This window comes from Streptomyces telluris (assembly GCF_024519335.1).
Lineage (GTDB): Bacteria > Actinomycetota > Actinomycetes > Streptomycetales > Streptomycetaceae > Streptomyces > Streptomyces telluris.
Map to the genome: position 1 here is coordinate 86778 of NZ_JANIID010000009.1, position 25522 is coordinate 112299.

Sequence of the window (25522 nt, forward strand, 5' to 3'; positions counted from 1 at the left end):
TGGCCCGGGTCAGGACCGGCCGGCAGGAGGGGTGGCCTCTGCCGGGTGGGGCGTTAGGCGCGGTCGGCTCCGGCCGGGTGGGGAGCCGGGGCGGGCATTCCGGCCGAGGCCGTGGCGATGACCTCGTCGAGGACGTCGCGGGAGCGGATCAGGTCGGCGACCATGCGCGTGATGCGGTCCCGTTCCGCGGTGAGCTCGTCGACCAGCTGGGGCGTGGCGATCTCGTTGGGGGCGCCGTCCGCGTCACGCATGCAGGGGAGCAGCTGTGCGATCTTCTTGCTGTTCAGCCCGGCGGCGTAGAGCGCCTGGACGCGGATGACCCGGTCGACCGCCCACTCGCCGTAGGACCGCTGGCCGCCCGGAGTGCGCTCGGCCCTCAGCAGCCCCTGCGTCTCGTAATAGCGCAGCGAACGCTCGCTCACCCCGCTGCGGCGAGCCAGTTCACCGATCCGCATTCCCACCCCGTATGCCGACTTCGGACTTGAACTTGACGCCGGTGTCAGGTTCTACCGTACCGGCATGACGAACGCGCCAGTTGAATCCCGCCTCTTCGAGCCCGCCCGGCTCGGTGCCCTGCGCCTGCCGAACCGCCTGGTGATGGCGCCGATGACCCGCAACCGCGCCACGGCCGCCGGTGTCCCGCAGCCGATCATGGCCACTTACTACGCCCAGCGCGCCTCCGCGGGGCTGATCATCGCCGAGGCGTCCACGCCGAACGCCGTGGGGCAGACCTACCCAAACATCACGGCGATCTACAACGAGGAGCACGTGGCCGGATGGCGGCGTGTGACCGACGCCGTGCGCGCCGAGGGCGGCCGGATGTTCCTGCAGCTGCAGCACGGCGGCCGGGTCGGGCACCCCGACAACAGCGGGCACACGCCGGTCGCGCCCTCGCCGGTGCCGCTCCCGGACACGATCTTCACCCCGGGCGGGCACCAGGCCGCGGTCGTCCCCCGCGAGATGACCGCCGACGAGATCCGCTCCACCGTGGCCGACTTCGCCGCGGCGGCCCGCCGGGCGGTCGAGGCGGGCTTCGACGGTGTGGAAGTGCACGCCGCCAACGGCTACCTGCTCCACCAGTTCCTGGCCAAGGGCACCAACCACCGCACCGATGCTTACGGCGGCCCGGTGGCCGGCCGCATCCGGTTCGTCGTCGAGGTGGTCCGGGCCGTCGTCGACGCCGTCGGCCCCGAGCGGGTGGGCGTGCGGATCGCCCCGGGACTCACCGTCAACGGCATAGAAGAGGGCGACACCGAGAGCATCTACCCGGCGCTCGTCGCCGCACTGGCCGACGCCGGCCCGGCCTATCTGCACGTCGTGTTCGCCGACCCGGACCAGCCCCTCTTCCAGGACATCCGCAAGGCCTGGCCGGGCACGCTGATCGCCAACCCGGTGCTGGGGTGGGGAGGGCCGCTGCCCGCCGACGGCGGCAGGCGCGAGGGCGAGCGGCTGCTCGCCGCGGGCGCCGACCTGATCTCGCTCGGCCGCTCCTTCCTGGCCAACCCCGACCTGGTCGAACGACTGCGCACCGGCGCGCCGCTCAACCCGGTGCGGGAGAAGGGCCTGATGTACACGGGCGGCGAGAGCGGGTACACCGACTATCCCGCGCTGGCCGACGCCCGGCGCGGGGCCGGGGCGCCCGAACCCGTCGGAGCATGACGAGCCGCGGCCCCCGGCCGCGCCCTCCGTCAGCCGAGGTTCTCCAGGCTCAGCGGTGCCCGCGCGCGCCACTGGTCGATGGCGGGCTCCAGCATCGGGGCCAGGTCCGGCTTGAGGGAGGCGAAGGCCAGCGCTCCCACGATCTGCAGGTAGCGCGCGCCCTCCATGACGTCCAGCAGGGCGCGGTCCACGCGCGTGCCGCTCACGCGCTCGTACTCCTCGATCCCCAGCGGGCCGACGAGGGTGAGGTCCCACTCGACGGGGCCGCGGGTGACGTCCTCGAAGTCGCTGAAGAGGTGACCGCCGGCGATGCGCAGGAGGTTGTACGCGGGGGAGTCGCCGTGGAGGGTCTGCAGGCGCGCGCCGGGGAAGCGGGCGGGCAGGTCCGCGACGAGGGTCTCCAGGACCTCGTACTCCTCGCGGGCCCGGTCCAGTTCGGCGGGTGTGAGGAGGGGGTGCGGGTTCTCGGCGAGCGCGGCCAGGGTGCGGCCGACCGCGGGGACGACGGGGGAGAGGACGGGCAGGTCGTCGCCGGGGTACTCGGCGAGCAGCGCGTGCAGTTCCGCCGCCAGGCCCGTCTGCTCGACGAAGCGCTTCTGCAGGGCCTCGGGGTCGGTCACGGCGGACAGCGGGTCCGTCTCGTCGACGAACTCCCAGAACGTCAGCGACCGTCCGCCGATCTCGACGGGCTCGCGGGGGACGAGGGGGCTCGGCCCGACGACGGGCGCGCCCCGGTCCGCCAGCCAGCCCGCCACGGCGAGCTCGCGGCGCTGCTTGGCGGCCTGCTCCTCGACGGGCCCGGAGGCCGGGGAGGGGACGCGGACCACGACGGGGTGCGGGGCCAGGTGCACCAGCACGTTGAAGACGTTGTGCAGCACGCGCGGCTCGTCCGCCTGCAGTCCGAGGCTGCGGCCCGCCCGCGTGGCCAGGTCGAGCGCCAGCTCGGCGCGTTCGGCGGCGGTGGGGGCGGGGGAGGGGGTGTCAGCATTAGGCATATGGGCGATCTTTCCTCTGAGGAAAGGCCGTTGTCGAAGGGTTTTCGCCGGCTGCGACGCCGCCTTGCCGCGCCTCTTCGCCCCCTATTCGGCCTCGATCCGTACCGTCCGTCCCTCGTCCGCCGACACCCGCGCCGCCTCCAGGACCCGCAGCGTCGCCGCCGCTTCCCGCGCCGTCACCGGCGGCTCGCCGCCCGTGCGCAGGGCGGTCTCGATCGCCGCGTAGTAGGCGGGGTAGTCGCCGGGCAGGGTGGGGACGGGGTCGCCGCCGCCCGTCTGCGGCGACTCGCCCGCGCCGAGGCGGCCCCACAGGCACTCGGGCTCGACGCCCCAGCCGGCGGGCCCGGAGCCGGGGCGCAGGCCCTCCCGCAGCGCCGCCTCCTGCGGGTCGAGGCCGTACTTCACATAGCCGGCCGCGCTGCCCAGCACCCGGAAGCGCGGGCCGAGCTGGGCGGTGGTGGCGCTGACCCACAGGTGGGAGCGGACGCCGCTCGTGTGCGTCACGGCGATGAACGTGTCGTCGTCGGCCTCGGCGCCGGGGCGGCGGACGTCGGCCTCGGCGTAGACGGAGGCGGCGGGGCCGAAGAGGGTGAGGGCCTGGTCCACGACGTGGCTGCCCAGGTCGTAGAGGAGGCCGCCGATCTCCGCGGGGTCGCCGGACTCGCGCCAGCCGCCCTTGGGCTGCGGCCGCCAGCGCTCGAAGCGGGACTCGAAGCGCAGGACGCCGCCGAGGGCGCCGTCGGCCAGCAGCCGCTGCACGGTGCGGAAGTCGTTGTCCCAGCGGCGGTTCTGGAAGGCGCTGAGCAGCAGGCCGCGCTCCTCCGCGAGCTCCGCGAGGGCCTCCGCCTCGGCGGCGGTCGCGGCGAGCGGCTTGTCGACCACGACCGGGAGGCCGGCTTCGAGGGCGGTGCGGGCCAGCGGCACGTGGGTGCGGTTGGGGGAGGCGATGACGACGAGGTCGAGCTCTCCGGCGCGCTCGAAGAACGCCTCGCCGCCGGCGACCGTCCGCACGCCGGGGTGCTCGGCGGCGGCCTGGCGCTGCCGGTCGGGGTTGCCGGTGACGACCGTGTCGAGGACGAGGCCGTCCGTGGCGGCGATGAGCGGGGCGTGGAAGACGGAGCCCGCGAGCCCGTAGCCGATCAGGCCCACCCGGAGGCTCCCGTGCGGGGCCCCGCCGTCGCCGTTCATGCCGTCCGTGCCGTTCGCGCCATTCATGGTCCCTACTTTGGCAACGCTGTTGCGAAACCGCAAGCGGCGGGGACAATGGAACGGTGAACCGCATGCCCGCCCCCGGCGCCAACCTCGCCGCTCTCCGCGACCACAACGCCGCCCTCGTCCTCGCACTGCTGCGCGACGCCGGGCCGGACGGCGCGAGCCGCGCCGAGCTGGCGGACCGCACGGGCCTCACCCCGCAGGCGGTCAGCAAGATCACGGGGCGGCTGCGGGTCGCGGGCCTGGCCGCCGAGGCGGGCCGCCGGGCGTCCACGGGCGGCAAGCCCGCCACGGCCCTGCGCCTGATGCCGGAGGCGGCGCACGCGGTCGGCGTGCACCTCGAACGCGACGCCCTGACGGTCACCCTCGTCGACCTGGCCGGGGCCGAGGCCGCGACCTGTACGTCCCCCCTCGACCTCGGGGCGGGCGCGGAGGCGGTCCTGGACGCGGTCGCGGCGCAGGTCGCGCGCGTACGGGCCGGGGCCGGCGGCTCCCTCCTCGGCGTCCTCGGCGCCGGGGTCGCCCTTCCGGGCCCCCTCGACCACCGCACCGGCGTCCTGCAGCGCGTCACCGGCCTGCCCCGGTGGGACGGGTTCCCGCTGCGGGACGCGCTCGCCGAGCGGCTCGGGATGCCCGTCGTGGTCGACAAGGACACCAACGCCGCCGCGCTCGGCCTCGTGCTCCGCGGCTGCGTCGGGGCGGCGGGCTCCTTCGCCTACCTCCACCTCGGCACCGGGCTGGGCGCCGGCCTCGTGCTGGGCGGCGAGGTGCACCGGGGCGCGCGGACGGGCGCGGGGGAGTTCGGCCACCAGGTGCTCCTGCTGGACGGGCCGCCGTGCCGCTGCGGCAGCCGCGGCTGCATCGAGGTGCTGTGCCTGGACGCGGTCGCCCGGGGCGACACCGCGGAGGCGGCCCGGCTGCTCGGCACCGGCGCCGCCAACCTCGTACGGCTGCTGGACATCGACCTCGTGCTGCTCGGGGGCGGCGTGCTGCTGAAGGACGCCGCCGCCTACGCGGCCGGGGTGCGGGAGGTGCTCGGCGGCGCGCCGCCGGTGGCCGTCGTCCCGGCCGGGGAGCGCACCGTCGTGGAAGGGGCCGCGGAGCTCGTCCTGGCCTCGCTGTTCGGCCGGGGAGGGCGGGACCGTCACCGGGCCCTGGAGGGGGCCGGCCTCGCAGGTCCGCCCGGCCTCACGGCCCCGTCCCCAGGAACCGCTCGACCTTGAGCGAGGCGAACCCGCCGTCCGGCTCCTTCCCCAGCTCCGACGCGTCGTCGCCCTCCTCGATCCGCGTGCTCGTGCCCGTCTGGCCCGGCCCGCTGTAGAGGGTGACCACCCAGCGCGGCCGCGGGCCCTTGCCCGGCCTGCCGCGCCGCGCCGGCACCAGCACGGACCGGACGGGCCCGGCGTGCTCGTACGCGCCGGGGCCGAACTCCTGCCACCGGCCCCGGAAATGGGGCGCCGAGAAGAGCGCGGGCAGGTCCTTGCCGGGGTAGTGCCCCAGGAAGGGCTCCAGCAGATCGCCGACCAGGGGCAGGCCGGCCAGGGTCTTGAGGGGGTTCCGCCGGTACGTCTCGGCGTCGTCCCCGCTCCGTGGGGCCGGCGTCCCCCGGCCGCCTCGCTCCTCCGTCACCGTTACTCCGCCACCTCCGTGCGGGCCACCCACTCGTAGACCGGCAGCCGGCCCTGGGCCGTGTCCCACTGCCGCGACGTGGCCCTGAAATGTTCGTAACCGCCCCGGAAGGGCACCTTCACTTCCTCGCCCGGCGCAGCGGTCGGGACGATGTGCTCCGGGAGGCCTTCCGGCCCGCCCTGGAGGACGCATTTGTCAGCAGTGGCCATGTCCCGATCCTGACCGCGCGGCACCCGCGCGGCACGGCCCGGCGCACCGGCGCCACTCGGATGACACGAAAATAGGCTCATCGGGCGGTATGTGACGGCTGGTCGGGGGTACGTGGCCGCGCCGGGCCGGGGACCGCCGCCGGGCGGTGGGAGGTTCGGGACAGCAACAGGACCCCACGACCCGTCAACCGGGCCCACGACACGACCCCGTCGGCCGGCCCCACGACCCCCACCGCAAAGGTCCCGCGATGCCCAAGCCCCGTGTGCTCGTCCTCGGCGCCACCGCGCTCGCGATCTTCTCCACGGCCGCACCCGCCCCCGCCTCCCCGGCGGGCGAGAGCGCCGCCCGCTCCCACTGCGCCTCGCCCGGTACGCCGGACTTCCCCATCGCCGCCCGGCTGAGCGGCGGCCCGCGGACGTACGAGCGCGGCGCCCCGCCCCGCTCCTGGCGGCTGGAACTGCGCAACGGCTCCGGCGCCGAGTGCCGGGCCGTGCACCCCGTCGCGGTCCTCGCCGACCGCGGCCGCGCGCTCGCCCCGGACGACATCCGCCTCGACTTCTACGACCCGGGGGCGGCGCGCTGGCGCCCCGTGCGGTTCGAACGGACCGACGAGGCGGAGAACGTCGGCGTCTTCGACGGCGCCGACGACCCCGGCCGCGCCGGCAGGAATCAGGGCCGCGCCCACCGTGCCGCCCGGGTCCCCGCCTTCCCCGGCTTCTCCGTCCCCGCACACGGGAGCGTGCCCGTCCGCGTACGCCTCGGCTTCGCCAAGGGCGCCCCCGAAGGCGCCGTGACGGCCAACGTCACCGCCGTGCAGCGGCGCGGCGACGACGGCGACTGGGTGGGGGAGTCCAACGACTACACGTTCGGCATCGGCAAGGCCCCCGGCCGCGCCGCCCCCGGCAAGAAACGGGGAGCCGACGACGGCGAACAGCCGATCCTCGCCGACACGGGCTCCCAGCGCCCCCTGCTCGCCATCGCCGCGGCGGCCGGCGCCCTCCTCCTCGCCGGAGCGTCCCTCGTCGTCGGCGCCCGCCGCTCGGGGCGCTGAGCACCCGGGGAACCCCGGTGGGGAAGGAGGCCGGCGGGAGCTGATTACGCTGGAGGGCAGGCCGCGGCACGAAGAGGTGCGACCCGGCCGCCCCCCAGGCCCGCGAGCGGGCGCGTACGGCAGGAGTACCGCATGGCAGAGCGCAAGCCGATCGAGTCCTGGCTCACCGACATGGACGGCGTGCTGGTCCACGAGGGCATCCCGATCCCCGGGGCCGACGCCTTCGTCAAGAAGCTCAGAGAGTCCGGCAAGCCCTTCCTCGTCCTGACCAACAACTCCATCTACACCCCCCGTGACCTGCACGCCCGCCTCGCCCGCATCGGGCTGGACGTGCCGGTGGAGAACATCTGGACGTCCGCGCTGGCCACCGCCCAGTTCCTGGACGACCAGCGGCCGGGCGGCACCGCCTACGTCATCGGCGAGGCGGGCCTGACCACTGCCCTGCACGACATCGGCTACGTCCTCACCGACGCCGAGCCCGACTACGTCGTCCTGGGCGAGACCCGGACCTACTCCTTCGAGGCGCTCACCAAGGCCATCCGGCTGATCAACGCCGGTGCGCGCTTCATCGCCACCAACCCCGACGAGACCGGGCCCTCCGCGGAGGGCGCCCTGCCCGCCACCGGCTCCGTGGCCGCGCTGATCACCAAGGCGACCGGCCGCGAGCCGTACTTCGTCGGCAAGCCCAACCCCCTGATGATGCGGGCCGGGCTCAACGCCATCGGCGCCCACTCCGAGGGCAGCGCCATGATCGGCGACCGGATGGACACCGACATCCTGGCCGGCCTGGAGGCGGGCATGCGCACCTACCTCGTGCTGACCGGGCTGACCCGCCCCGAGGAGGTCGACCGCTACCCGTTCCGGCCCTCCCGCGTCGTCGACTCCATCGCGGACCTGGCCGATCTCATCTGACGTCCCGGCCCGCAGGGCGGCCCGGTCTCCGGCCCCTGATCCGAACGGGCCCCGCCGCCCTCATCTGAACGGGCCCCGTCCGGCACCGAACGGAGCAACTCGCCTACGGAGCGGATGCGCCCGCGGGGAGGAGCGGGTGAACCTCTGAACACCAGGAGGTTCACCATGGACTCTGTCCGTCTCGCCCTGTGCGGTGCTCTCGCGGCCGTCGCCGTCTGCGTGCCCGCCGCGCACGCCAACGACGAGCCCGCCACCATGTCCGGAACGATCGAACTCACCCCCGTCAGCAGTCACCCGGGGGGCCAGGTGCAGCTGCGCGTGGCCGGCTGCGCGGGCAACAGGGCCACCGCCGCCTCCGAGGCCTTCGTGACCGACGCCAAGCTCGCCAAGGACTCGGCGGGGCTCTTCGCCGAGGCCACGGTCCGCTCGACCGTGGACCCCGGCGTCTACCCGGTCAGGGTCAACTGCGACGGCTACGACGCGGTGGCCGAGGGCAAGCTGACGGTCGTCCCCCACGGCAAGCCCCTGCCGCCCTCGCGCGCCCACGACCAGGTGGTGCTGCCCTCCCAGGCCCCGGAGGCACAGCCCCCCGCGCAGCGCGCGGTGCCGGAGCGGCCGTCCGTCCACCCGCAGGACCAGCAGAAGCCGCCGGAACAGCCGGCCCCGGTGGCGCCCGTCCCCGCGGGCGGGGGCGGCACCGCGGCGGAGGGCGCCCCCGGCACCCCCGGCCTCGTCCTCGCGGGCATCACCGCGCTGATCGCCACGGGCCTGATCTGGCAGCGGCGCCGCACCGAGTCGTCCCGGCAGCAGTGAGGGAAGGCGATCCCGGGCCATGTCCGAAGCGCACGCCGGCGGCCGCGGCCGGCTCCTGACGGGGGCGGTGTGGTGCGTCCTGCTGCTCGCCCTGTGGCTGTGGGGGCGGGAGATCACCGACGGGCCGGGGTCGTCCGCCACCCCCACGGCCGGGGACGTCGCCGCGGCGGGCCGGCCGCTCGCCGAACCGCTGCCCCCCGCCCATGCGCCCCTGCCCCCGGCCCGGCCCCGCGCCCTGGTCATCGGGGCCCTGGACGTGAACGCCCCCGTCGAGGAGAGGGGGCTCGACCGGGCGGGCGCCGTCGACCCGCCGCCGTACGCGCGGGCCGGGGCCGTCGGCTGGTACCGCGGCGGGCCGGCCCCCGGCGCGCCCGGCGCCGCCGTGCTCGTCGGCCACGTCGACACCGACAACGCGCCCGCCGTCTTCTACGACCTCGGCAGCCTCAAGCCCGGCGAGACCGTCGCCGTCCGCCGCGCGGACGGCACCACCGCCGAGTTCACCGTCGAGGACGTCTCCGTCTTCACCAAGGACCGCTTCGACGCCGCCAAGGCCTACGGCGCGCGCGACACCAAACGCGCCGAGCTGCGCCTGATCACCTGCGGCGGCGACTACGACCGCGACCGCCGCTCGTACAGCGCGAACGTCGTCGTCTCCGCCTATCTGACCGGAACCGGACGGAACTGAGCGTATGGGTGCTCCAACCGGGCGAATTGACTGCCCGTCATCAGCGGATCACTCACCGGCCTGCGGTGGCTTGTGCCAGCATTGCAGGGACCGGTCATGTCCCGTGGGGGCGTGGGGCCACCCCTACAGGAATGCACCCGAGGGGGAATCGATGTACGGCAGTCACTCCGGCCGCGCCCGCGCGTCGCTCACCACCGCAGGGGCCGCCGTGGGGGCGCTGCTGCTCCTCTCCGGCTGCTCCTCGTCCTCTCCCGAACCCCCCGCGGAAGCGGCGCCCGTGCAGGCGCCGGCCCAGCAGCCCAAGGCGAAGGACCCGTTCTGGGTCAACCCCGAGTCCACCGCGGCCAAGCGGGCGGCCGAGCTCCGCAAGGGCGGCCGGAGCGGCCAGGCCGACCTCCTCGCCAGGATCGCGGCCCAGCCCGTCGCCGAGTGGATCGGGCCCGACGACCCGGAGGGGCAGGCCCGGGGCTTCACCGAAGCCGCGGCCAAGGCCGACCGGACCGCGGTCCTCGTGCTCTACAACATCCCCCACCGCGACTGCGGCCAGTACTCCCAGGGCGGCGCCTCCGACGGCGACGCCTACCGGGGCTGGCTGGACGGCGCCGTCCGGGGCATCGGCGACCGCGGCGCGACGGTCATCCTGGAGCCCGACGCCCTGCCCCACATCTCCGACGGCTGCACCCCCCGCGAGCACCACGAGGAGCGCTTCGCGCTGCTCAAGGAGGCCGTCGGCCGCCTCAAGGCGCTCCCGCGCACCAAGGTCTACCTCGACGCGGGCAACCCCAGCTGGGTCACCCCGGCCGACCGGATGGAGGAGCCGCTGCTCCGCGCCGGCATCGACCGCGCCGACGGCTTCGCGCTCAACGTCTCCAACTTCCAGACCACCAAGGCCAGCAAGGAGTACGGCCACCGGCTGTCCCAGCTCCTGGGCGGCAAGCACTTCGTCATCGACACCAGCCGCAACGGCAACGGCCCGCTGCGCGCCGCCGACCACGAGAAGGCCTGGTGCAACCCCCGCGGCCGCGCCCTCGGCGAGCCCCCCACCACGCGCACCGGCGACGACAAGGTGGACGCGTACCTGTGGGTCAAGCGGCCCGGCGAGTCGGACGGCACGTGCAAGGGCGGCCCGGACGCGGGCCAGTGGTGGGAGACCTACGCGCTGGACCTGGCGCGCAACGCCCGCTGACCCGGGCGCCGGCGCCACGGCCTCACGACTCCGCCACGGGCACCTTCACCCACACCGCCGGTGAGGGCGTCCCCTTGCCGTCGACGACATGGAGCATGTACCACCCGGGCGGGACGAGCGAGGCGTCCTTCGGCAGGGTGACCGTGATCCCGTCCGCCGTCCTGGTGAACTCCAGCGCGATCGAGCGCTGTTCCACATTGGTGACGTGCGTGAACGAGCCCGGCCTGATCAGCCGCGCCTTGGCGATGTCGCGCGGGCGGTCCGTGCGGTACGTGGCCGTGCCGCCCAGCTCCACCGTCCTCGGCTCGGCGTCCTTCAGCTCCGGGCGGTCCTTCCGGAAGAGGTAGGGCGGGGTGTAGAGGTCGATCTGCTGCTGGAAGACGGCCGGCTTGGTGTTGGCCTTGTCGCCGAAGAGCGAGTCGGAGCCGAAGGTCATCACGCGGCCGTCGGGCAGCAGCAGGGCGCCGGAGTGGTAGTTGCGGCCCACCAGGGGATCGGCGACGGCGCGCCTGCTGTTGGCCGCCGGGTCGTAGATCTCGGCCATCAGGATGTTGGAGTCGCTGCGGCCGCGGTAGTCGCCCGAGCCGTTGGTGGTCAGCACCGTGTCGTCCGGGAGGATGACGCTGCTGGGATAGCGGGCCTCGGCGTAGAGGTCGGGGCCGTCGCGGAAGCGCGGGCTGGGGTCGTGCAGGTCGACGATGCGGGTCCTGGCCGTGGACTTCTTGTCCTCGCCGACCCCGCCGCCGCCGAGCACCATGTACCGCTGGTCCTGGGCGGGGGGCAGCAGCACGGACATCGAGGTCTCCAGGGTGTCCGGATCGCTCATGCCGGGGACCTCGGTGAAGTCGTTGCTCGTCAGGTCCCACAGGCCCGGCACGCGGCCCTTGTCCGCCGGGCCGTACCCGGCGTTCGAACCGGTGTAGAAGATGCGGCCCTTGTCGGTGAGGAAGAGGGCGGGGTACGTCGGGAAGAAGCGCTCCTTGGGGAGGTAGGTCCACTTCTTGGTCTTCGGGTCGTAGATCTCGTTCTTGCCGGGGACGACCTGGCCGATCTCGTCGAGGCCGGAGACGGACAGGACCCGGCCGTCCTGGAGGGTGGTCAGCGTCGGATACCAGCGGGCCTCGTTCATCGGGTCGACCGTGACGTAGCGCTCGGCCTCGGGGTCGAACTCCAGGGTGTCCTTGATCCCCTGGAAGTCCTTCTTGTCGAAGGAGAGCTTGTTGGCGATCCCGTAGACGTTCTGGGCGTCCTTGCCGGTGAGGCCCTCGACCCGGTAGTTGTCGGTCAGGCCCGTCTCGTACTGGTGGCCCTTGTGCAGCGCTTCGACGTAGACGCGGGCGGTGGAGACCGTGACGGTGACCTTGCGGGTCTGCTTGTCCTGCTCCTTCTTGGCGCGGGGGACGAGGACCGTGTCCTTCGCCTCGAAGGTCTTGCTGTTCTTGCGGCCGGTGAAGCGCGTGCCCGCGGGGAGCGTCATCGGCTTGTCCGGGTCCTCGTTGTGGACGACCATCAGCCCGCCGGCCTTGTCGACGTCGCCCTCCAGCTTCTCGTAGCGCTGGGTGCCGCCGGCCACCAGCAGGCGGCCGTCGGGCAATTGGGTGTGGCCGGCGCAGAAGAGGTCCTTCGGGGTCGGGATGTCCTTGAAGGTGTTGCGCGCCGGATCCCACAGGACCGTGCGGAAGGACTTCGCCCGGAAGTTGGCGGCGTTGTTGCCCGAGCCGGCGACGAGGAGCACCTTCCCGGTGTGCAGCAGCGCCGCGTGGATCGTATTGATCCGGTACCGCTCGGGGACGTCGACCACGGCCCAGTGGCCGTTCTTCGCCTTGTACTCCGGCTGATTGATCTTGTAGTCGTGGTACTGGTGGGAGGCGTAGCCCCAGATGGCCGGCCCGTTCATGCCCGCCAGGGCGAGCACCACCGCCGACCCGACCGCGAAGCGGCGGGTGCGGCGGCTGACACGGTAGTGCCGGAAGTTCATCGGGAGGCCTCCACGGCTCTCTTGGCGCGGTGCGCGGTCCACCACCACGCGACGATCGGGGCGAGGGTGATCGCGAGGGCCAGCGACGCCCAGGTGCGCATGGCGACGTGGGTGTGGCCGAGCCAGAAGGAGGCCACCAGCGAGCCGCCGAAGACCAGCAGGAAGAACAGATGGATGCGGAACGTCCCGAAGAGGGTGTCGGGGCTCGCCGAATCCCCCTTGGGCGTGACCACGAAGCCGCTCTTGCGGCGCAGCACGGCATCCGTCAGCGAGCGGGCGTAGACCGGCGCGGAGAGCGCGGACATCACCATGCCGGCCAGCCCGCCCGAGCCCTCGGGCTCATGCGGCGAGACATTGTGCCGGCGGTTCCAGATGTAGAGCCCGATCTGCAGCGCGGCCGCATCGCTGTAGAGCATCATCCAGACCTCGGAATTGATCTGGATCCCGGAGGCCCCGAGCCCGAGGAACAGGGCGCAGCTGAGGGCGCCGAGCATCCAGTTGAGTGCGGTCATCGGATAATAGATGACCATGAGGGTGTAATTGAGGAATTTCCCGGGGGAGAGGCTCCAGGGGCCTTTCCAGTACTGCTTGATGATGGTCTCGTACGTGCCCCGGGACCAGCGCAGCTGCTGGGTGAAGAAATCCGTCCAGGCATTGGGGCCCTCGCCGACCGCGAGGACGTCCGGGGTGTAGACCGAGCGCCACTTCCGGCCGGTCGCGGGATTGCGGTGACGGTGCAGTTCGAAGCCGGTGGCCATGTCCTCGGTGATCGAGTCGTAGAGGCCGCCGATTCCCTTCAGGGCGCTGATCCGGACGGCATTGTTGGTGCCGACGAACATGGGTGCGCCGTAGCGGTTTCCGGCGCGTTGGATCAGGGCGTGGAAAAGGAACTGCTGGCTTTCTGCGGCCTTGGTCACGGCCGCATCGTAGTTCCCGTAGACCTGAGGACCAACGACAAACGCGATATCGGGGTCGCGGAAGTACCCGAGCATGCGTTCCAGGAAGTTGGGCAGCGGGACGTGGTCGGTGTCGACCGAGGCGAAGAAGTCGTAGTCGTCGCCGTGGGCGTCGAGCCAGGAGTTGTAGTTCCCGTGCTTCGTCCTGGCGCGGAAAGAGCCCTTCGGCTGATTCCACTTCTCGATGCCCTTGCGGGAGAAGTGGCGCACGCCGAGCCGCCGGCAGACGGCTTTGACGGCGGGGTCGTCGCCCTCGTCGAGCAGCCAGACGTCGAGCGGGCCGCGGTGGCGCAGCCGGACCGCCGCCTCCAGGGTCCGGGTGACCATCTCGAGCGGCTCCTTGCCGGGCACGAACGAGGTGAGGAAGGCGACCTTGGTGCCGGTCTCGGGCACGACCGGGACGGGGTCGCGGGCGACGAGGGTGGCGTGGGCGTTGGAGGCGACGTTCATCGTGCGGAAGAGCTCGATGAGCCCGATGGAGACCAGCATCACCGCATCCAGCGCCCGCATCAGGGGCGTGGCGTGGTCGCGCTGGGTCCAGTGCGCCGGCTGCATCAGCCACATCAGCAGGCCCAGCGATACGACGGGCGCGGCGCCGAGGAGGGCCGCGCCGAGGACGCGGTGCGTCTCCTCGGCGAGCAGGCTGCGGTAGCGCACCCGATAGGGGCGGTCCGGGTCGGGCTGGGTGAGCGGGCCGGCCAGCCGGCTGTAGTGCTCGTAGTCGAAGCGGGGCCGGGCTCTCGGCGGCCGCGACGGAAGCGCACGATTATGCCCCGGTTGCTGGGGAATCGTTCCCTGGCTGACGGGTGTGCGGGGCCCGGCCGCCGCCGTCGGGTCGTGGAGCTGCCGCCGGGCGTCGGCAGGAGTGGACGTCATCTGTCATTGCCCCCCGCACGCATGCTGACTGCGTGTGTCAGATCGCGGGTCTCATCCGGCCCCCCACGGCCGCACGGACCCCAAGAGCACCGGCCCCCCCGGCGCAGCCCAACTCAACTCGATAGTCACTCAGTGATGTTGGGTCATCGCTGTCAGTTCAGGATCTCGGACGCCCGGGCATGATCGCAAGGGTGAAACAAGGTGTTTACCGGGCAAAGTGGTGCGACCTGCCATGATGAGTCATGCCATTGACCGGAAAATGACTCAAGGCCCCTCACCGGTGGTGAGGAGCCTTGAGACTCGCGTGCGCCGCCAGGGACTCGAACCCCGGACCCGCTGATTAAGAGTCAGCTGCTCTAACCAACTGAGCTAGCGGCGCCTGCTGACAGAGAAAACTCTACCTGATCCCGGAGGGTGCTCCCGACCACCCGGCCGGCCGCTCCGACATGCGGTTCTCCGGGACTGCTGAGAAGCTGTGCCCGAGTGCCGGCAGGGTGCCGGAACGAAGGAAGGCGACGGGCGTGGTGCGAATACGCGGCGCGGTCGTGGCGGCTGTGTGGGCGGCGGTGCTGGCCGGGCCCGGAGCGGCCCCCGCGGCCGCGGCCCCCGGTCCGCAGGCGGGACGCGGCGGCCCCCGGACGGTGTTCCCGGCGGCCCCGCCCGCCGACGACCGTCTGGAACCGGCCATCCGCTACGCCATGGCCCATCTGGGTGACCCCTTCGCCATGGGCGGCACGGGCCCCCGCCGCTGGGACTGCTCCGGGCTCGTCCAGCAGGCCTACCGCCGTGCGGGCGTGCGGCTGCCGCGCATCGCCTCCGACCAGTACCGGGCCACGAAAAGGATCAACCGCCGCGCGCTGCGCCGCGGCGACCTGGTCTTCTGGTCCCGCAACGGCCGGGCCTCCGGGGTCCACCACGTGGCGGTCTACCTGGGCGGGCAGCGCTACATCGAGGCGCCGCACCCGGGGGCGAAGGTGCGGATCTCCACCTTCTCCCGCTACCGGCCGACCCTCTACGGGCGGGTGCGGTGAGCCTTCCGGCGTCCGGCCCCGGCGCCGGTGACGTGCGGCGCTAGCGTGCCCGCATGACGATCACCACATGGGCGGCGGACGCCTGGGCCCTCGCGGCCGCGGACGGCCGGTCCCTCCTCGGCATCGCCGGACCGCCGGGCGCGGGAAAGTCGACGCTCGCCCGGGCCCTGGTCGCGGAGGTGCGCCGGCGGCACGGCGCCGGCTCCGCCGCGTACCTGCCGATGGACGGCTTCCACCTCTCCAACGCGCAGCTGGAGCGCCTCGGCCTGACCGGCCGCAAGGGCTCCGCGCCGAGCTTCGACGTGTGGGGCTACGCCGACCTGCTGCGCCGTGTGACGGAGGAGCGCGACCGGGACGTCTACGTGCCGGACTACGACCGCACGCTGCACGAGCCGGTCGCCGCCCGGCACCTGGTCCCGCCGTCCGCCCGGCTGGTGGTGACGGAGGGCAACTACCTGGCCTGCGACGAACCGGGCTGGCGGGACGCCCGCCGGTACCTCGCCGAGGTCTGGTACCTCGAGACACCTGACGAAGTCCGTCAAGACCGCCTGCTTGAACGGCAAATGACCGGAGGGCGGGACGAGGTTGCCGCACGGGCATGGGTGCAGGGCAATGACGGTCCCAACGGCGAACAAGTGAAGGCTTCGCGTCGGCGGTGTGACCGGATTCTTGCGACCGTTGGCCTAGACATGCCAAACGGCCGGTACTAGCCTCCGCCTTGGTCTAGACCGCATTTCACTCGGCTCACAGAACCCCCCACGTTCTCCGAGGAGCGAAAGCATGCGCAAAAAGATCAGTGCGGCGATCATCGGCTTCGGCATCGCAGGCGTGTCCCTGTTCGCCACCGGCAGCGCGAGCAGTCACGGCTACACCGACTCCCCCACCAGTCGCCAGGTGTACTGCTCCAACGGCACCGTCAAGAACTGCGGCGCGATCCAGTGGGAGCCGCAGAGCGTCGAGGGCTCCAAGGGCTTCCCGGCCCGCGGGCCCGCCGACGGCACCATATGTTCCGGCGGCAACAGCCGCTTCGCGGAGCTCGACGATCCGCGCGGCGGCCAGTGGCCCGCCACCCAGGTCACCGCGGGCCAGAGCCTCACGTTCCGATGGCGGCTCACGGCCCGCCACGCCACCACCGACTTCCGCTACTACCTCACCAGGCCCACCTACGACCCGGGCCGGCCGCTCACCCGCGCCGACCTCGAATCCCAGCCCTTCCTGACCGTTCCCTACGGCGGCCGGGTCCCCGACGCCACCGTCTCCCACCAGGGCACCCTCCCCGCGGGCCGCAGCGGCAAGCAGCTCGTCCTCGCCGTCTGGACCATCGCGGACACGGGCAACGCCTTCTACGCCTGCTCCGACGTCCGGTTCTGACGGCCCCGGCGGCCGTACGGACGGACGGAGCATCCCGGCGCCTCCCCGGCCCCACCCCGGGGAGGCGCCACCCGGCTCCCCGGGGCGGGGCTCACTCGCTCTCCGCGTCACCCTTCCCCGGCCGCAGGGCGATCCGTGCCAGCACCCCCGCGACCACCAGCGCGACCCCCGCCAGCAGCGCGTAGTCCGGCACCGCGCCGCCCACCCGGGAGGCGAGCTCCTCCAGGCGGTACTCCTGGTCGGCGTCCAGGAGCCCGGGCAGGCCCGTCGTCCCGTCGTAGGCGAGGAAGAGCACCCCGATGCCGATGAAGAACAGGCCCGAGACCAGCGAGGTGGTGTGCAGCCGCAGCGGTCCCAGGCGCAGCTCCCGGCCGCGCAGCCAGCGCCGGCCGCCGAGCCGGAAGCGGTCCCAGAAGACCGCCAGCACGAACAGCGGCAGCGCCATGCCGAGGGCGTAGACGGCGAGCATGGAGCCGCCGTAGACGGGATTGCCGTTGACGGCCGTCACGGTGAGGACCGCACCGAGGATCGGCCCGGCGCAGAACCCGGCCAGCCCGTACACGCAGCCCAGCAGGAACGTGGACGCGGCCGAGCGCGGCGTGATCCGCCCGGCGGCGGCCTGAGCCTTCTTCGACGCGAAGCCCAGGCCCAGGATCTGGGCGGCGCCCAGGGCGATCACGATCCAGCCGCCCGCGGTCACCAGCGCCTCGCGGTGGCCGTTGAACAGCCTGCTCGCGGCGGTGGAGGCCACGCCGAGCGGGACGAGCGTGGTCGCGAGGCCCACGTAGAAGACGCCGGTGCGGGCCAGCAGCCGGCCCGGGCTCGCCAGGGAGTACGCGAAGAAGGCCGGCAGCAGCAGCGCGCTGCACGGGCTGACCAGGGCGAGGGCGCCGCCGAGGAACGCGGCGAGGTAGCCGATGTCGGTCACGGCGTCCCCTTACTTCTTGCGCGCGTGCGCGGCCCGCTCGGCCTGGGCGATGGCCTCGTCGAAGGCGGCCATCGGCTGGGCACCGGCGATGGGGCGGCCGCCGACGAGGAAGGACGGCGTGGAGGCCACGCCGAGGTCGTACCCCTCCTTCTGGTCCTTCTTGACGGCCTCCTCGGAAGCCGACCCGTTCAGGTCCGAGCGGAAGCGGTCGATGTCGCTCACGCCGGCCTTGCCGGCCAGGTCGGCGAGCTTGTCCTCGGCGAGGGCGTCGCCCTTGCGGAGCTTGGCGTAGACCTCGTCGTGGAACTGCCAGAACTTCCCCTGCTGACCGGCCGCCCAGGAGGCGCGGGCGGCGCGCTCGGAGTCCTTGCCGAAGATCGGGAAGTTGCGGAACTCGATGCGCAGCACGCCCTGGTCGACGTACTTCCTGACCAGCTCGGGCTGGCTGTCGCGGGTGAACTTGCCGCAGTACGAGCACTGGTAGTCGGCGTACTCCACGAGCACGACCGGCGCGTCCTTCCGGCCGAGCGCGAGGGGGTCGCCGTCCTGGCGGCGGCTGGTGGCCCGCTCGGCCTGGGCGTACATCCCCTCCATCGGGTCGGCGGTGGACGTGCCGGAAGCGGAGGGCTTGCGCGTGCCGGAGCCGCTGCCGCTCTTGCCGATGGCCATGCCCACCGCGACGACGGCGACGACGAGCGCGAGGACCGCGCCGAGGGCGGCGAGACGGCGGGGGAGGGAGGCGGTGCGGGCCTTGGCCGGGGACGGCTTCGCGGCCTTGGACGACGGAGCGGCGGCCTTGGAGGTCTTGGCGACCTTGGGGGACTTGGCGGACATAAAGGAGAAAGCTCCCTGAAGCGGACGGAATCTGGATGTGCCGGAGCACGGCCCGGCGGGGGCCGTGTCGGGCGGATCTAGATCCGCAGAACGGGGAGCAGCTCGGCGCAGCCGGCGGCGGGGGCAGGCGGCGCGCGCGGCGCGGTCGCCCGGGGCGCGGCGGCCTGGGGGAGCGGGGCGCGGGCGGTGCCCGGCGCGGTGACGGGGTCGGCGTGCCCGGAGGCGACGGCGGTCTCGGCGTCCTTCAGCGGCACGTCCTGCTGCCGGCAGCTGGAGCCGGTGTCCGGAGCGTCGGCCCGTACGAGCTGCCGGGCCCCGGCGGATGCCGGGTTCGCGTGGCGCACGGGCTCCGCGTGGCGGACGGGCTCCGTGGCGCGTACAGGCGAGGTGACCTCGGCGTACGGCTGTGCGCCGCCCGGGAGCGGGCCGAAGACGACCGCGAGGAGGAGCAGGAGCGCGGCCGCGGCCACCGGCCGGTGACCCTTGGGCGTGCTGGTCACGGCTCTCCTCTCCTTGCGCGCGGGCGGGACGGACGGGCTCCATGCTACGGGCGGGGGACGCATACGCCGAAGGCCCTCACCTGACGGTGAGGGCCTTCGGCTGTCTGTGCGCCGCCAGGGACTCGAACCCCGGACCCGCTGATTAAGAGTCAGCTGCTCTAACCAACTGAGCTAGCGGCGCCTGCTGACAGAGATAAATATACCTGGTCCGGAGGGGTGCTCTCGACCGCCTTTCCCCTCGGACCGCTCGTCCGCCCTTCCTGCCGCCTTCCCGCCCGCCCTCAGAGGGCCATCGACAGCATCAGGGGTGCGGCCCGCCGGTTCAGTGTCTCCGCGGCCTGCCGCAGCCGGTGGGCGTGGGTCAGCGGGAGCGAGAGGGCCAGGCAGCCGACGGCGCTGCCCGCGCTGACCGGGACGGCCGCGCACACCGTGCCGACGGCGTACTCCTGGAGATCGAGGACGGGGACGGTGGCGGGCTGCCGCTCCAGGGTGTTCAGGAGCACCTTCTCGCTGGTGATCGTCCGGGAGGTGAGCCGGGCGGCCCGGTGGCGCGAGAGGTGGTCGCGGCGGTCGTCGTGGTCGAGCTGGGTGAGCAGGCACTTGCCGACGGCGCTGGCGTGGGCGGCGGAGCGGAAGTCGACCCACTCGTTGACCCGCGGGGTGTGCGGCCCGTCGGCGACCTGCGTGATCCTGACCTCGCCGTCGATGTAGCGGCTCAGGTACACGGCGGCGCCGAGGGAGTCGCGGAGCTCGGCCAGCGACCGCTGCAGTTTGTGGCGCAGGGCGGTGCTGCGGTCGCCGCCGGAGCCGAGCAGGACGAGGGCGTCGCCCGTGACGTATCCGCCGTCGCCGGTGCGCTGGACGTAGTCCTCCCGGCGGAGCATCGGCAGGAGGTGGGCGAGGCGGGCGGCGGGCAGCCCGGTCTCGCGTGCGATCTGGATCGTGGTCACCCCTCCGGAGTGCCGGGCGATGGCCTCGAGCACCCGCAGGGCGTACTGCACCGAATGCAACGGTGCGGTCGGGTCGGGCATGAGCGCCACGGTCTCCCCCTACGGGCTTTCCGGCGAGTGTCCCGCCGACCACGATAACGGCGAAACGTGCCGCAAGCAGGGGGTGTTGTCACCTCGGCATATGCCGATGCCATAGCGGAGGAAACGTGCCTGCGGACGGTGCGGGGGCCCGGCGGGGGAATAACCGGAGACACTCTCCGGCTGCTCCTTTCGGCCGGTCGCAGCGGACCGGCTCCCGGCGCGGTGCCGCACAGCGCACCGCAGACGATCAGGAACAGGAAGGCGGACCACCGTGCCCGACGCGCAGGACGACTTCATCCGGGGGCAGGCCCTGGGCAGCGCCCCCGTTCCCCTGTCCGTACTGGACCTGGCGACCGTCGGCGCCGGACGGACCGCCCGGCAGGCCCTCACCACCACCGTCGAGCTGGCCCGCCTGGCCGAGCGCCGCGGCTACCACCGCTTCTGGGTCTCCGAGCACCACTCGATGCCCGCCATCGCGAGCTCCTCCCCGGCCGTCGTCCTCGCCCACCTCGCGGCGCACACCGAGCGCATCCGCCTCGGCTCCGGCGGGGTGATGCTCCCCAACCACGCGCCGCTGGTGATAGCCGAGCAGTTCGGCACCCTGGAGGCATTCGCCCCCGGGCGCGTGGACCTCGGCCTCGGGCGCGCTCCCGGCACGGACGGCGCCACCGCCGCCGCGCTGCGCCGCACCGACCGGCTGAGCGAGGGCGCGGACGAGTTCCCGCAGCAGCTGGCCGAGCTGATCCGCTTCCTCGACGACGACTTCCCCGACGGCCACCGCTACGCCGGGATCCACGCCGTGCCCGGCCCGGTCCAGGGCCGCGTCCCCGGCGGGGTGCAGCGCGCCGACCGCCCCTCGGTCTGGCTGCTGGGCTCCTCCGGCTTCAGCGCGCGGCTCGCGGGCGCGCTCGGCCTGCCCTTCTCCTTCGCGCACCACTTCTCCTCCGGCAGCACGGTGGCCGCGCTGGAGCTCTACCGCGAGTGCTTCCGCCCCTCCTCGGTCCTCGACCGCCCGTACGCCAAGATCGGCGTGCAGGCGTTCGCGGCGGAGGACGCGGGGGAGGCCCGCCGCCAGGTGCTCACCGGTGCGCTGTCGATGCTGCGGGTGCGCACGGGGCGCCCGGGGCTGGTCCCGACGCCGGAGGAGGCGGCGTCGTACGACTTCAGCCCCGCGGAGCGGGAGTTCGTCGACAGCCGGATCGCCAATGTGGTGCACGGTACGCCCGAGGCGGTCAGGGAGGGGCTGAACCACCTGGTCAAGACGACCGGCGTCGACGAACTGATGATCACTACGAACGCGCACGGCGCCGGGGCGCGGCTGCGCAGCTACGAACTGATCGCGGACGTGTACGGCATGTGACGCGGGGCTCCGGCCCGGACCGGGGGTGCTAGGGCCGCACCCCCGTCGTCAGCAGGGAGGAGATCGAGTCCGCCGGCACGGGGCGGGAGTAGAACCAGCCCTGCCCCGTGTCGCAGCCGATCCGCCCCAGCCGCTCCGCCTGCTCCGCGCTCTCCACGCACTCCGCCGTCACGGTGATCCCCAGCCGGTGCGCGAGCTGGACGAGGGCCTCGACGATCGTCTCGTCCGCGGGGTTCGGCGGCTCCCCGGAGCGGAAGCCCCGGACGAAGGAGCCGTCGAGCTTGAGCGTGGAGACCGGCAGCCGGCTGAGGTAGGCGAGGTTGGAGTAGCCCGTGCCGAAGTCGTCGATGGCGATGGCCACGCCCATGTCGCTGAGCTGGCGCAGCTGCTGCAGCGGCCGGCCGGCCGAGCCCATCACCGCCGACTCGGTGAGCTCCAGCTGCAGCAGCCGGGGCGGCAGCCCCGTCTCGGCGAGGATCGCCGCGACGTCGGAGACCAGGTCGGAGTCCCACACCTGCCGCACCGCGACGTTGACGCTGACGACGATCGGCTCGTCGGGGTGGGCGAGCTGCCAGCGCCGTGCCTGGCGGCAGGCCGTCGCGAGCACCCAGCGGCCCAGGGGGACGATCGCGCCGGTCTCCTCGGCGAGGCCGATGAACCGATTCGGCGCGAGCATCCCGAACTGCGGGTGACGCCAGCGGACCAGCGCCTCCACCCCCCGCACGACCCCGTCCCCCAGGCCCACCAACGGCTGGTACTGCAGGACGAATTCGCCGCGCTCGACCGCGGGCCGCAGCGTGCTGGACAGGGCCTGGCGGGTCATCCGGTGGGCGTTGCGCTCGGGGTCGAAGAGCGTCCAGCGGGCCTTGCCGTCGGCCTTCGCCCAGTACAGCGTGGTGTCGGCGGCCTGCATCAGCTCGGTGGCGTGGGTGCCGGCCGCGGGGCGCTCCACGACGCCGATGCTCGCCGAGACCGACAGCTGCTGCCCGGCCACTTCGAACGGCCGCTGGAGTGCGTCCTGGATGCGGGCGGCGAGCTCGACGAGCTGTTCGGTGCCCCCGGAGCCCTCCACCAGCAGCGCGAACTCGTCGCCCCCGAGCCGGGCGACGAGGTGCCCGCCGGGCGCCGCGCACTCGCTCAGCCGCCGGGCCACCGCGCCCAGCAGCCGGTCCCCGGCCCGGTGGCCGAGGGTGTCGTTGATGGCCTTGAAGCCGTCGAGGTCCAGGTAGCAGACCCCGATCCGGCCCTGTCCGCCCGGTGCGGCGGAGGCCGATGCCAGCGCGGCGGTCAGCCGCTCGAAGAAGAGGCTGCGGTTGGGCAGCCGGGTGACGGGGTCGTGCATCCGCAGGTGCCGCAGCCGGGCGCGCAGGTCGCGCCGGTCGCTGATGTCGGCGACGGACAGCAGGGTGTCGCAGCTGTCGGGCAGCGGGGTGACGATCACTTCGGCCCACACCCCCTGGCCGCCGGTGTGCTTCAGCCGCCGGGTGCAGTGCAGCCGCTCGCGGCGGCCGAGCAGCACTTCGCGGTACGCGCTCCAGGTGCGCGAGTCCTCGCGCAGGCCGGTGAACTCGGCGGCCGGGGCGTCGGCGAGCCGGGCCGGGTCGGTGCCCAGCAGCGCCCCGAGCGCGTGGTTGGCGGTGCGCACCAGACCGTCGCGGCCCACCACGGCCATGGCGAGCTGCGCGGCATTGAACGCGGCACGAAAATCACTGGATTCATTACGTTGCGTGACGACTGTAGGCGTTGGGCAGGGCGCGCCGCCCTGGCCATCGAGGGTTCCGCTCACCGCTCGCTCCCGCAAGGCATTCGTTCCGCACTGGTTTCGTATGGGTCTCATGGATCTCGTACGCGTGTCCGAACGGACGGCGGGAGGCCGTCCGCCCGGGGTATCCGTGCTGGAAATGTGGCGATCATAGAGCTCGCGGGGGGACCGTTCCAGCGGCCCTTCCGCGAGAGGCCGGGCCGCGGCCCCCGGGGTGTCCACTTCTGCACGACCGTGCGCGCTCGTGCCTGAGGCTGTTGTGCCACACCATCTCGATTGACCATCAGTGACTGAGTGTGATGTACCCAGAAGTCGGCCTAGTCACTCGACCGGAGCAGCGGAATAGGGCATACCACCATAAATCCACCGAGGGTGGATGAGGTGTCCCGAATCCGTCCCGGGAGGTCGACGTGGTGCGTCCGCAGACACCCATGGGAGTGGACCGGCCGCGGCCGCTGCGCCGCGTCGGGGCCGTCCTCACCGTCCTGTGCGCCATCGCGGCGACCACCCTCGTCGCCGTCCCCGCCCAGGCCGTGGGGCCCGGCGGGCCCTGCGCGCTCCCGCGCAGCCAGGCCCACCACTCCGAAGGGCTCGACAGCTGGAACCCCGCCTATCCACGGCCCGTCGGGCGGCTCGACGCCGTCATGATCTTCCTGTCGTTCCCGGACTCCAAGCCGGCGGTGTCCCCCGAGAAGCTCGCGGCCGACCACTTCCCCGCCACCAGCCGCTTCTTCGAGCGGGCCTCCTACGGGAGGTTCTCCCTGCGCGCCCACCCGGTGAAGCGGTGGGTCAGGATGCCCCGGTCCGCCACCTCTTACCGCATACAGCGCGACTGGGAGGGCGACCGGCGCTCCGACTACCTGCGCGACGCCGTCGCCGCCGCCGACCCCGGCGTGGACTTCAGCCGCTACGACCTCGTCTACCTCGTCGCCGACCCCGACGCCCCGGGCGTCGACTCCGACGCCACCAAGGTCGTCAACCTCGACCGGCCCCTGCAGGCGGACGGCGCGCAGCTGCGCCGCATCGTCACCGTCTTCGAGCACCACCCGCCCGACCGCAACGTCCTCGCCCACGAGACCGGGCACGTCCTGGACCTGCCCGACCTCTACCACCGGCCCACCGACGGAAAGGGCGACTGGGACACCCACGTCGGCGACTGGGACCTCATGGGGAGCCAGTTCGGGCTCGCCTCCGACCCGTTCGGCTGGCACAAGTGGAAGCTCGGCTGGCTCACCCCCGCCCAGGTCGCCTGCGCCCGCGGCCCCAGCGGCGCCCTCTACACCCTCCAGCCGCTGGAGACGCCGATGCAGCCGGGCGGCGACGGCCGCACCCGCCTGATCGTGATCCGTACGGGCACCACCACGGCCCTCGTCGTGGAGGCGCGCTCCGCCTCCGGCAACGACAGCGGCGCCTGCACCGAGGGCGTCCTCGTCTACCGGGTGCACAGCGACACCGCCTCGGGCAGCGGTCCGGTCCAGGTGCTCGACGGGCACCCGGGCCACCAGGCCTGCTGGGGCGAGTCCGTCTACCCGCCGCTGGCCGACGCGCCGCTGGGCGTGGGGGAGTCCCTGTCCTCGGAGACCGACGGGGTGCGGGTGACCGTACGGGGGCGGACGGCCGGCGGGTCGTGGACCGTCGGGGTGACCCGGGCGTGAGGCGCACGCCGCGCACACGACGAAGGCCCTCACCTGACGGTGAGGGCCTTCGACTGTCTGTGCGCCGCCAGGGACTCGAACCCCGGACCCGCTGATTAAGAGTCAGCTGCTCTAACCAACTGAGCTAGCGGCGCCTGCTGACAGAGAAGACTCTAGCACCCTGATCGGGTGGAACGAAAATCCGGATGTTTCAGCGGGCAGCGAGGGCGCTCGTGCAGGTCAGCGGGGTGGCCCCGGTCACAGGGCGGGCTCGGGGGCGGCCTCGGGGCACAGCCCGGCGGCCGGCGAGCCGGCCGTCGCCCGCGCCACCCGCACACAGGCCCACAGCAGCGCCTCCGCGTCCGGCAGCCACGGGTGGCGCACCTCGGGGGCGACCACCCAGCGCGAGACGGGCGGCGCGGGCTCCTCCGGGCCGGAAGGGTAGAGCGGCGGGACGGTCACGGTGTCGCCCGTGCCGTGGCACAGCAGCGGCGGCATCGCGCGGGCCCACTCCTCCCAGCCGAGCAGCGCGGGCAGGCGCTGGGCCGTGCCGGGGGCCGCGAACAGCTGCAGCCGGCCGCGCTGGGCGGCGACCGGCCCGGAGCCCGGCCCCTTCTCCCATAAGCGGTCCAGCACCCGGCGGCCGAACAGATCGGGGGCGCTGACCACGTCGAAGGCGACGCCGCAGGGAAGCACCACCGGATTGGCCGGGCAGTCGATCCACAGGGCGTGCACGCTGCGGGGGAAGCGGCTGGCCGAGGCGAGCCAGTCCGCCCCGGCGAGGGTGACGTGGGCGGAGCGGGGCAGCCGGGACGGAGCGCCGGGAGCGCCGCGGTGCGAGGGGAACGGATCGCGCGGGTCGTACTGCCGAGAGGTCATGGCGCCCATGCTGGGCGGTGCGGCGGCCGG

Annotated in this window: 25 protein-coding genes and 3 tRNA genes; 12 read left to right on the forward strand and 16 right to left on the reverse strand. The window is 73.3% G+C overall.

Going from position 1 to position 25522, the window contains the following annotated elements; genetic code table 11:
* Positions 1 to 53: 53 nt before the first annotated feature.
* Positions 54 to 455: a MerR family transcriptional regulator gene (locus tag NQU55_RS12920; RefSeq protein WP_168092431.1), complete on the reverse strand. Its 402-nt coding sequence runs from the start codon at positions 453 to 455 to the stop codon at positions 54 to 56.
* 64 nt (positions 456 to 519) lie between these two features.
* Between NQU55_RS12920 and NQU55_RS12925 the strand changes: the two genes are divergently transcribed.
* Positions 520 to 1659 carry an alkene reductase gene (locus NQU55_RS12925; protein ID WP_168092432.1) on the forward strand — a complete coding sequence of 380 codons (1140 nt, stop codon included), beginning with the start codon at positions 520 to 522 and terminating at the stop codon, positions 1657 to 1659.
* A 29-nt stretch (positions 1660 to 1688) separates the two neighbouring features.
* Here NQU55_RS12925 and NQU55_RS12930 read toward each other — a convergent pair whose 3' ends face one another.
* A complete protein-coding gene (locus NQU55_RS12930) occupies positions 1689 to 2654 on the reverse strand; it encodes a phosphotransferase (RefSeq protein WP_168092433.1) in 966 nt (321 codons plus the stop codon).
* A gap of 84 nt (positions 2655 to 2738) precedes the next feature.
* A complete protein-coding gene (locus NQU55_RS12935) occupies positions 2739 to 3869 on the reverse strand; it encodes a Gfo/Idh/MocA family protein (protein WP_168092434.1) in 1131 nt (376 codons plus the stop codon).
* Between the two features lie 65 nt (positions 3870 to 3934).
* Between NQU55_RS12935 and NQU55_RS12940 the strand changes: the two genes are divergently transcribed.
* Positions 3935 to 5089, forward strand: a complete 1155-nt coding sequence (locus NQU55_RS12940) for an ROK family transcriptional regulator (protein WP_168092439.1) — start codon at positions 3935 to 3937, stop codon at positions 5087 to 5089.
* On the opposite strand, the gene NQU55_RS12945 is transcribed toward NQU55_RS12940, so the two are convergent.
* Both NQU55_RS12945 and NQU55_RS12950 read right to left on the reverse strand, forming a co-directional pair.
* Entirely contained in the window at positions 5055 to 5495 is a 441-nt protein-coding gene (locus tag NQU55_RS12945) for a hypothetical protein (RefSeq protein WP_256790568.1), read from the reverse strand. The two genes, NQU55_RS12940 and NQU55_RS12945, sit on opposite strands and share 35 nt — an antisense overlap.
* Before the next feature lie 2 nt (positions 5496 to 5497).
* Positions 5498 to 5704 carry a DUF5988 family protein gene (locus NQU55_RS12950; protein WP_168096409.1) on the reverse strand — a complete coding sequence of 69 codons (207 nt, stop codon included), beginning with the start codon at positions 5702 to 5704 and terminating at the stop codon, positions 5498 to 5500.
* Between the two features lie 248 nt (positions 5705 to 5952).
* Here NQU55_RS12950 and NQU55_RS12955 point away from each other — a divergent pair, with 248 nt between their 5' ends.
* From NQU55_RS12955 to NQU55_RS12975, 5 genes are all read left to right on the forward strand, one after another.
* Positions 5953 to 6756, forward strand: coding sequence for a hypothetical protein (locus NQU55_RS12955; protein WP_168096410.1), 804 nt, complete (start codon positions 5953 to 5955; stop codon positions 6754 to 6756).
* Between the two features lie 132 nt (positions 6757 to 6888).
* Positions 6889 to 7668, forward strand: a complete 780-nt coding sequence (locus tag NQU55_RS12960; protein WP_168096411.1) for an HAD-IIA family hydrolase — start codon at positions 6889 to 6891, stop codon at positions 7666 to 7668.
* A gap of 165 nt (positions 7669 to 7833) precedes the next feature.
* Entirely contained in the window at positions 7834 to 8481 is a 648-nt protein-coding gene (locus NQU55_RS12965; protein WP_168096412.1) for a hypothetical protein, read from the forward strand.
* 19 nt (positions 8482 to 8500) lie between these two features.
* A complete protein-coding gene (locus NQU55_RS12970) occupies positions 8501 to 9166 on the forward strand; it encodes a class F sortase (RefSeq protein ID WP_256790572.1) in 666 nt (221 codons plus the stop codon).
* A gap of 151 nt (positions 9167 to 9317) precedes the next feature.
* Entirely contained in the window at positions 9318 to 10352 is a 1035-nt protein-coding gene (locus NQU55_RS12975; RefSeq protein ID WP_168096314.1) for a glycoside hydrolase family 6 protein, read from the forward strand.
* A gap of 22 nt (positions 10353 to 10374) precedes the next feature.
* Here NQU55_RS12975 and glxA read toward each other — a convergent pair whose 3' ends face one another.
* From glxA to NQU55_RS12990, 3 genes are all read right to left on the reverse strand, one after another.
* A complete protein-coding gene (glxA, locus tag NQU55_RS12980) occupies positions 10375 to 12330 on the reverse strand; it encodes a radical copper oxidase GlxA (RefSeq protein ID WP_168096315.1) in 1956 nt (651 codons plus the stop codon).
* Entirely contained in the window at positions 12327 to 14162 is a 1836-nt protein-coding gene (locus NQU55_RS12985) for a glycosyltransferase family 2 protein (protein WP_256790578.1), read from the reverse strand. The genes glxA and NQU55_RS12985 overlap by 4 nt, the downstream gene beginning before the upstream one ends.
* Positions 14163 to 14467: 305 nt before the next feature.
* A tRNA-Lys gene (locus NQU55_RS12990) sits at positions 14468 to 14541 on the reverse strand.
* 142 nt (positions 14542 to 14683) lie between these two features.
* On the opposite strand from NQU55_RS12990, the gene NQU55_RS12995 reads away from it, so the two are divergent.
* From NQU55_RS12995 to NQU55_RS13005, 3 genes are all read left to right on the forward strand, one after another.
* Entirely contained in the window at positions 14684 to 15193 is a 510-nt protein-coding gene (locus NQU55_RS12995) for a C40 family peptidase (protein ID WP_256790580.1), read from the forward strand.
* 53 nt (positions 15194 to 15246) lie between these two features.
* Positions 15247 to 15903 carry a nucleoside/nucleotide kinase family protein gene (locus tag NQU55_RS13000; protein ID WP_168096377.1) on the forward strand — a complete coding sequence of 219 codons (657 nt, stop codon included), beginning with the start codon at positions 15247 to 15249 and terminating at the stop codon, positions 15901 to 15903.
* A 70-nt stretch (positions 15904 to 15973) separates the two neighbouring features.
* Positions 15974 to 16564 carry a lytic polysaccharide monooxygenase auxiliary activity family 9 protein gene (locus tag NQU55_RS13005; RefSeq protein WP_168096376.1) on the forward strand — a complete coding sequence of 197 codons (591 nt, stop codon included), beginning with the start codon at positions 15974 to 15976 and terminating at the stop codon, positions 16562 to 16564.
* A 91-nt stretch (positions 16565 to 16655) separates the two neighbouring features.
* Here NQU55_RS13005 and NQU55_RS13010 read toward each other — a convergent pair whose 3' ends face one another.
* From NQU55_RS13010 to NQU55_RS13030, 5 genes are all read right to left on the reverse strand, one after another.
* A complete protein-coding gene (locus NQU55_RS13010; protein ID WP_168096375.1) occupies positions 16656 to 17492 on the reverse strand; it encodes a cytochrome c biogenesis CcdA family protein in 837 nt (278 codons plus the stop codon).
* Positions 17493 to 17501: 9 nt separating this feature from the next.
* Positions 17502 to 18326 (reverse strand): DsbA family protein, encoded by an 825-nt coding sequence (locus NQU55_RS13015; protein WP_168096374.1) that lies wholly within the window; start codon positions 18324 to 18326, stop codon positions 17502 to 17504.
* Between the two features lie 77 nt (positions 18327 to 18403).
* Positions 18404 to 18826 (reverse strand): hypothetical protein, encoded by a 423-nt coding sequence (locus tag NQU55_RS13020; protein ID WP_168096373.1) that lies wholly within the window; start codon positions 18824 to 18826, stop codon positions 18404 to 18406.
* A gap of 107 nt (positions 18827 to 18933) precedes the next feature.
* Positions 18934 to 19007: transfer RNA gene (locus tag NQU55_RS13025), tRNA-Lys, on the reverse strand.
* Between the two features lie 100 nt (positions 19008 to 19107).
* The gene (locus tag NQU55_RS13030; RefSeq protein ID WP_168095673.1) at positions 19108 to 19866 is read right to left on the reverse strand and encodes an IclR family transcriptional regulator; all 759 of its coding nucleotides are present in this window, start codon (positions 19864 to 19866) and stop codon (positions 19108 to 19110) included.
* 262 nt (positions 19867 to 20128) lie between these two features.
* Between NQU55_RS13030 and NQU55_RS13035 the strand changes: the two genes are divergently transcribed.
* On the forward strand, positions 20129 to 21217 hold the full coding sequence (locus NQU55_RS13035) for an MsnO8 family LLM class oxidoreductase (RefSeq protein WP_168095674.1): 1089 nt from the start codon (positions 20129 to 20131) through the stop codon (positions 21215 to 21217).
* A gap of 28 nt (positions 21218 to 21245) precedes the next feature.
* On the opposite strand, the gene NQU55_RS13040 is transcribed toward NQU55_RS13035, so the two are convergent.
* Entirely contained in the window at positions 21246 to 23054 is a 1809-nt protein-coding gene (locus tag NQU55_RS13040; protein WP_168095675.1) for a putative bifunctional diguanylate cyclase/phosphodiesterase, read from the reverse strand.
* Between the two features lie 356 nt (positions 23055 to 23410).
* On the opposite strand from NQU55_RS13040, the gene NQU55_RS13045 reads away from it, so the two are divergent.
* Positions 23411 to 24634, forward strand: coding sequence for a M6 family metalloprotease domain-containing protein (locus NQU55_RS13045; RefSeq protein WP_168095676.1), 1224 nt, complete (start codon positions 23411 to 23413; stop codon positions 24632 to 24634).
* A 60-nt stretch (positions 24635 to 24694) separates the two neighbouring features.
* Here NQU55_RS13045 and NQU55_RS13050 read toward each other — a convergent pair.
* Positions 24695 to 24768, reverse strand: a tRNA-Lys gene (locus NQU55_RS13050).
* 103 nt (positions 24769 to 24871) lie between these two features.
* Positions 24872 to 25492 carry a bifunctional DNA primase/polymerase gene (locus tag NQU55_RS13055; RefSeq protein ID WP_240976960.1) on the reverse strand — a complete coding sequence of 207 codons (621 nt, stop codon included), beginning with the start codon at positions 25490 to 25492 and terminating at the stop codon, positions 24872 to 24874.
* Positions 25493 to 25522 lie beyond the last annotated feature (30 nt).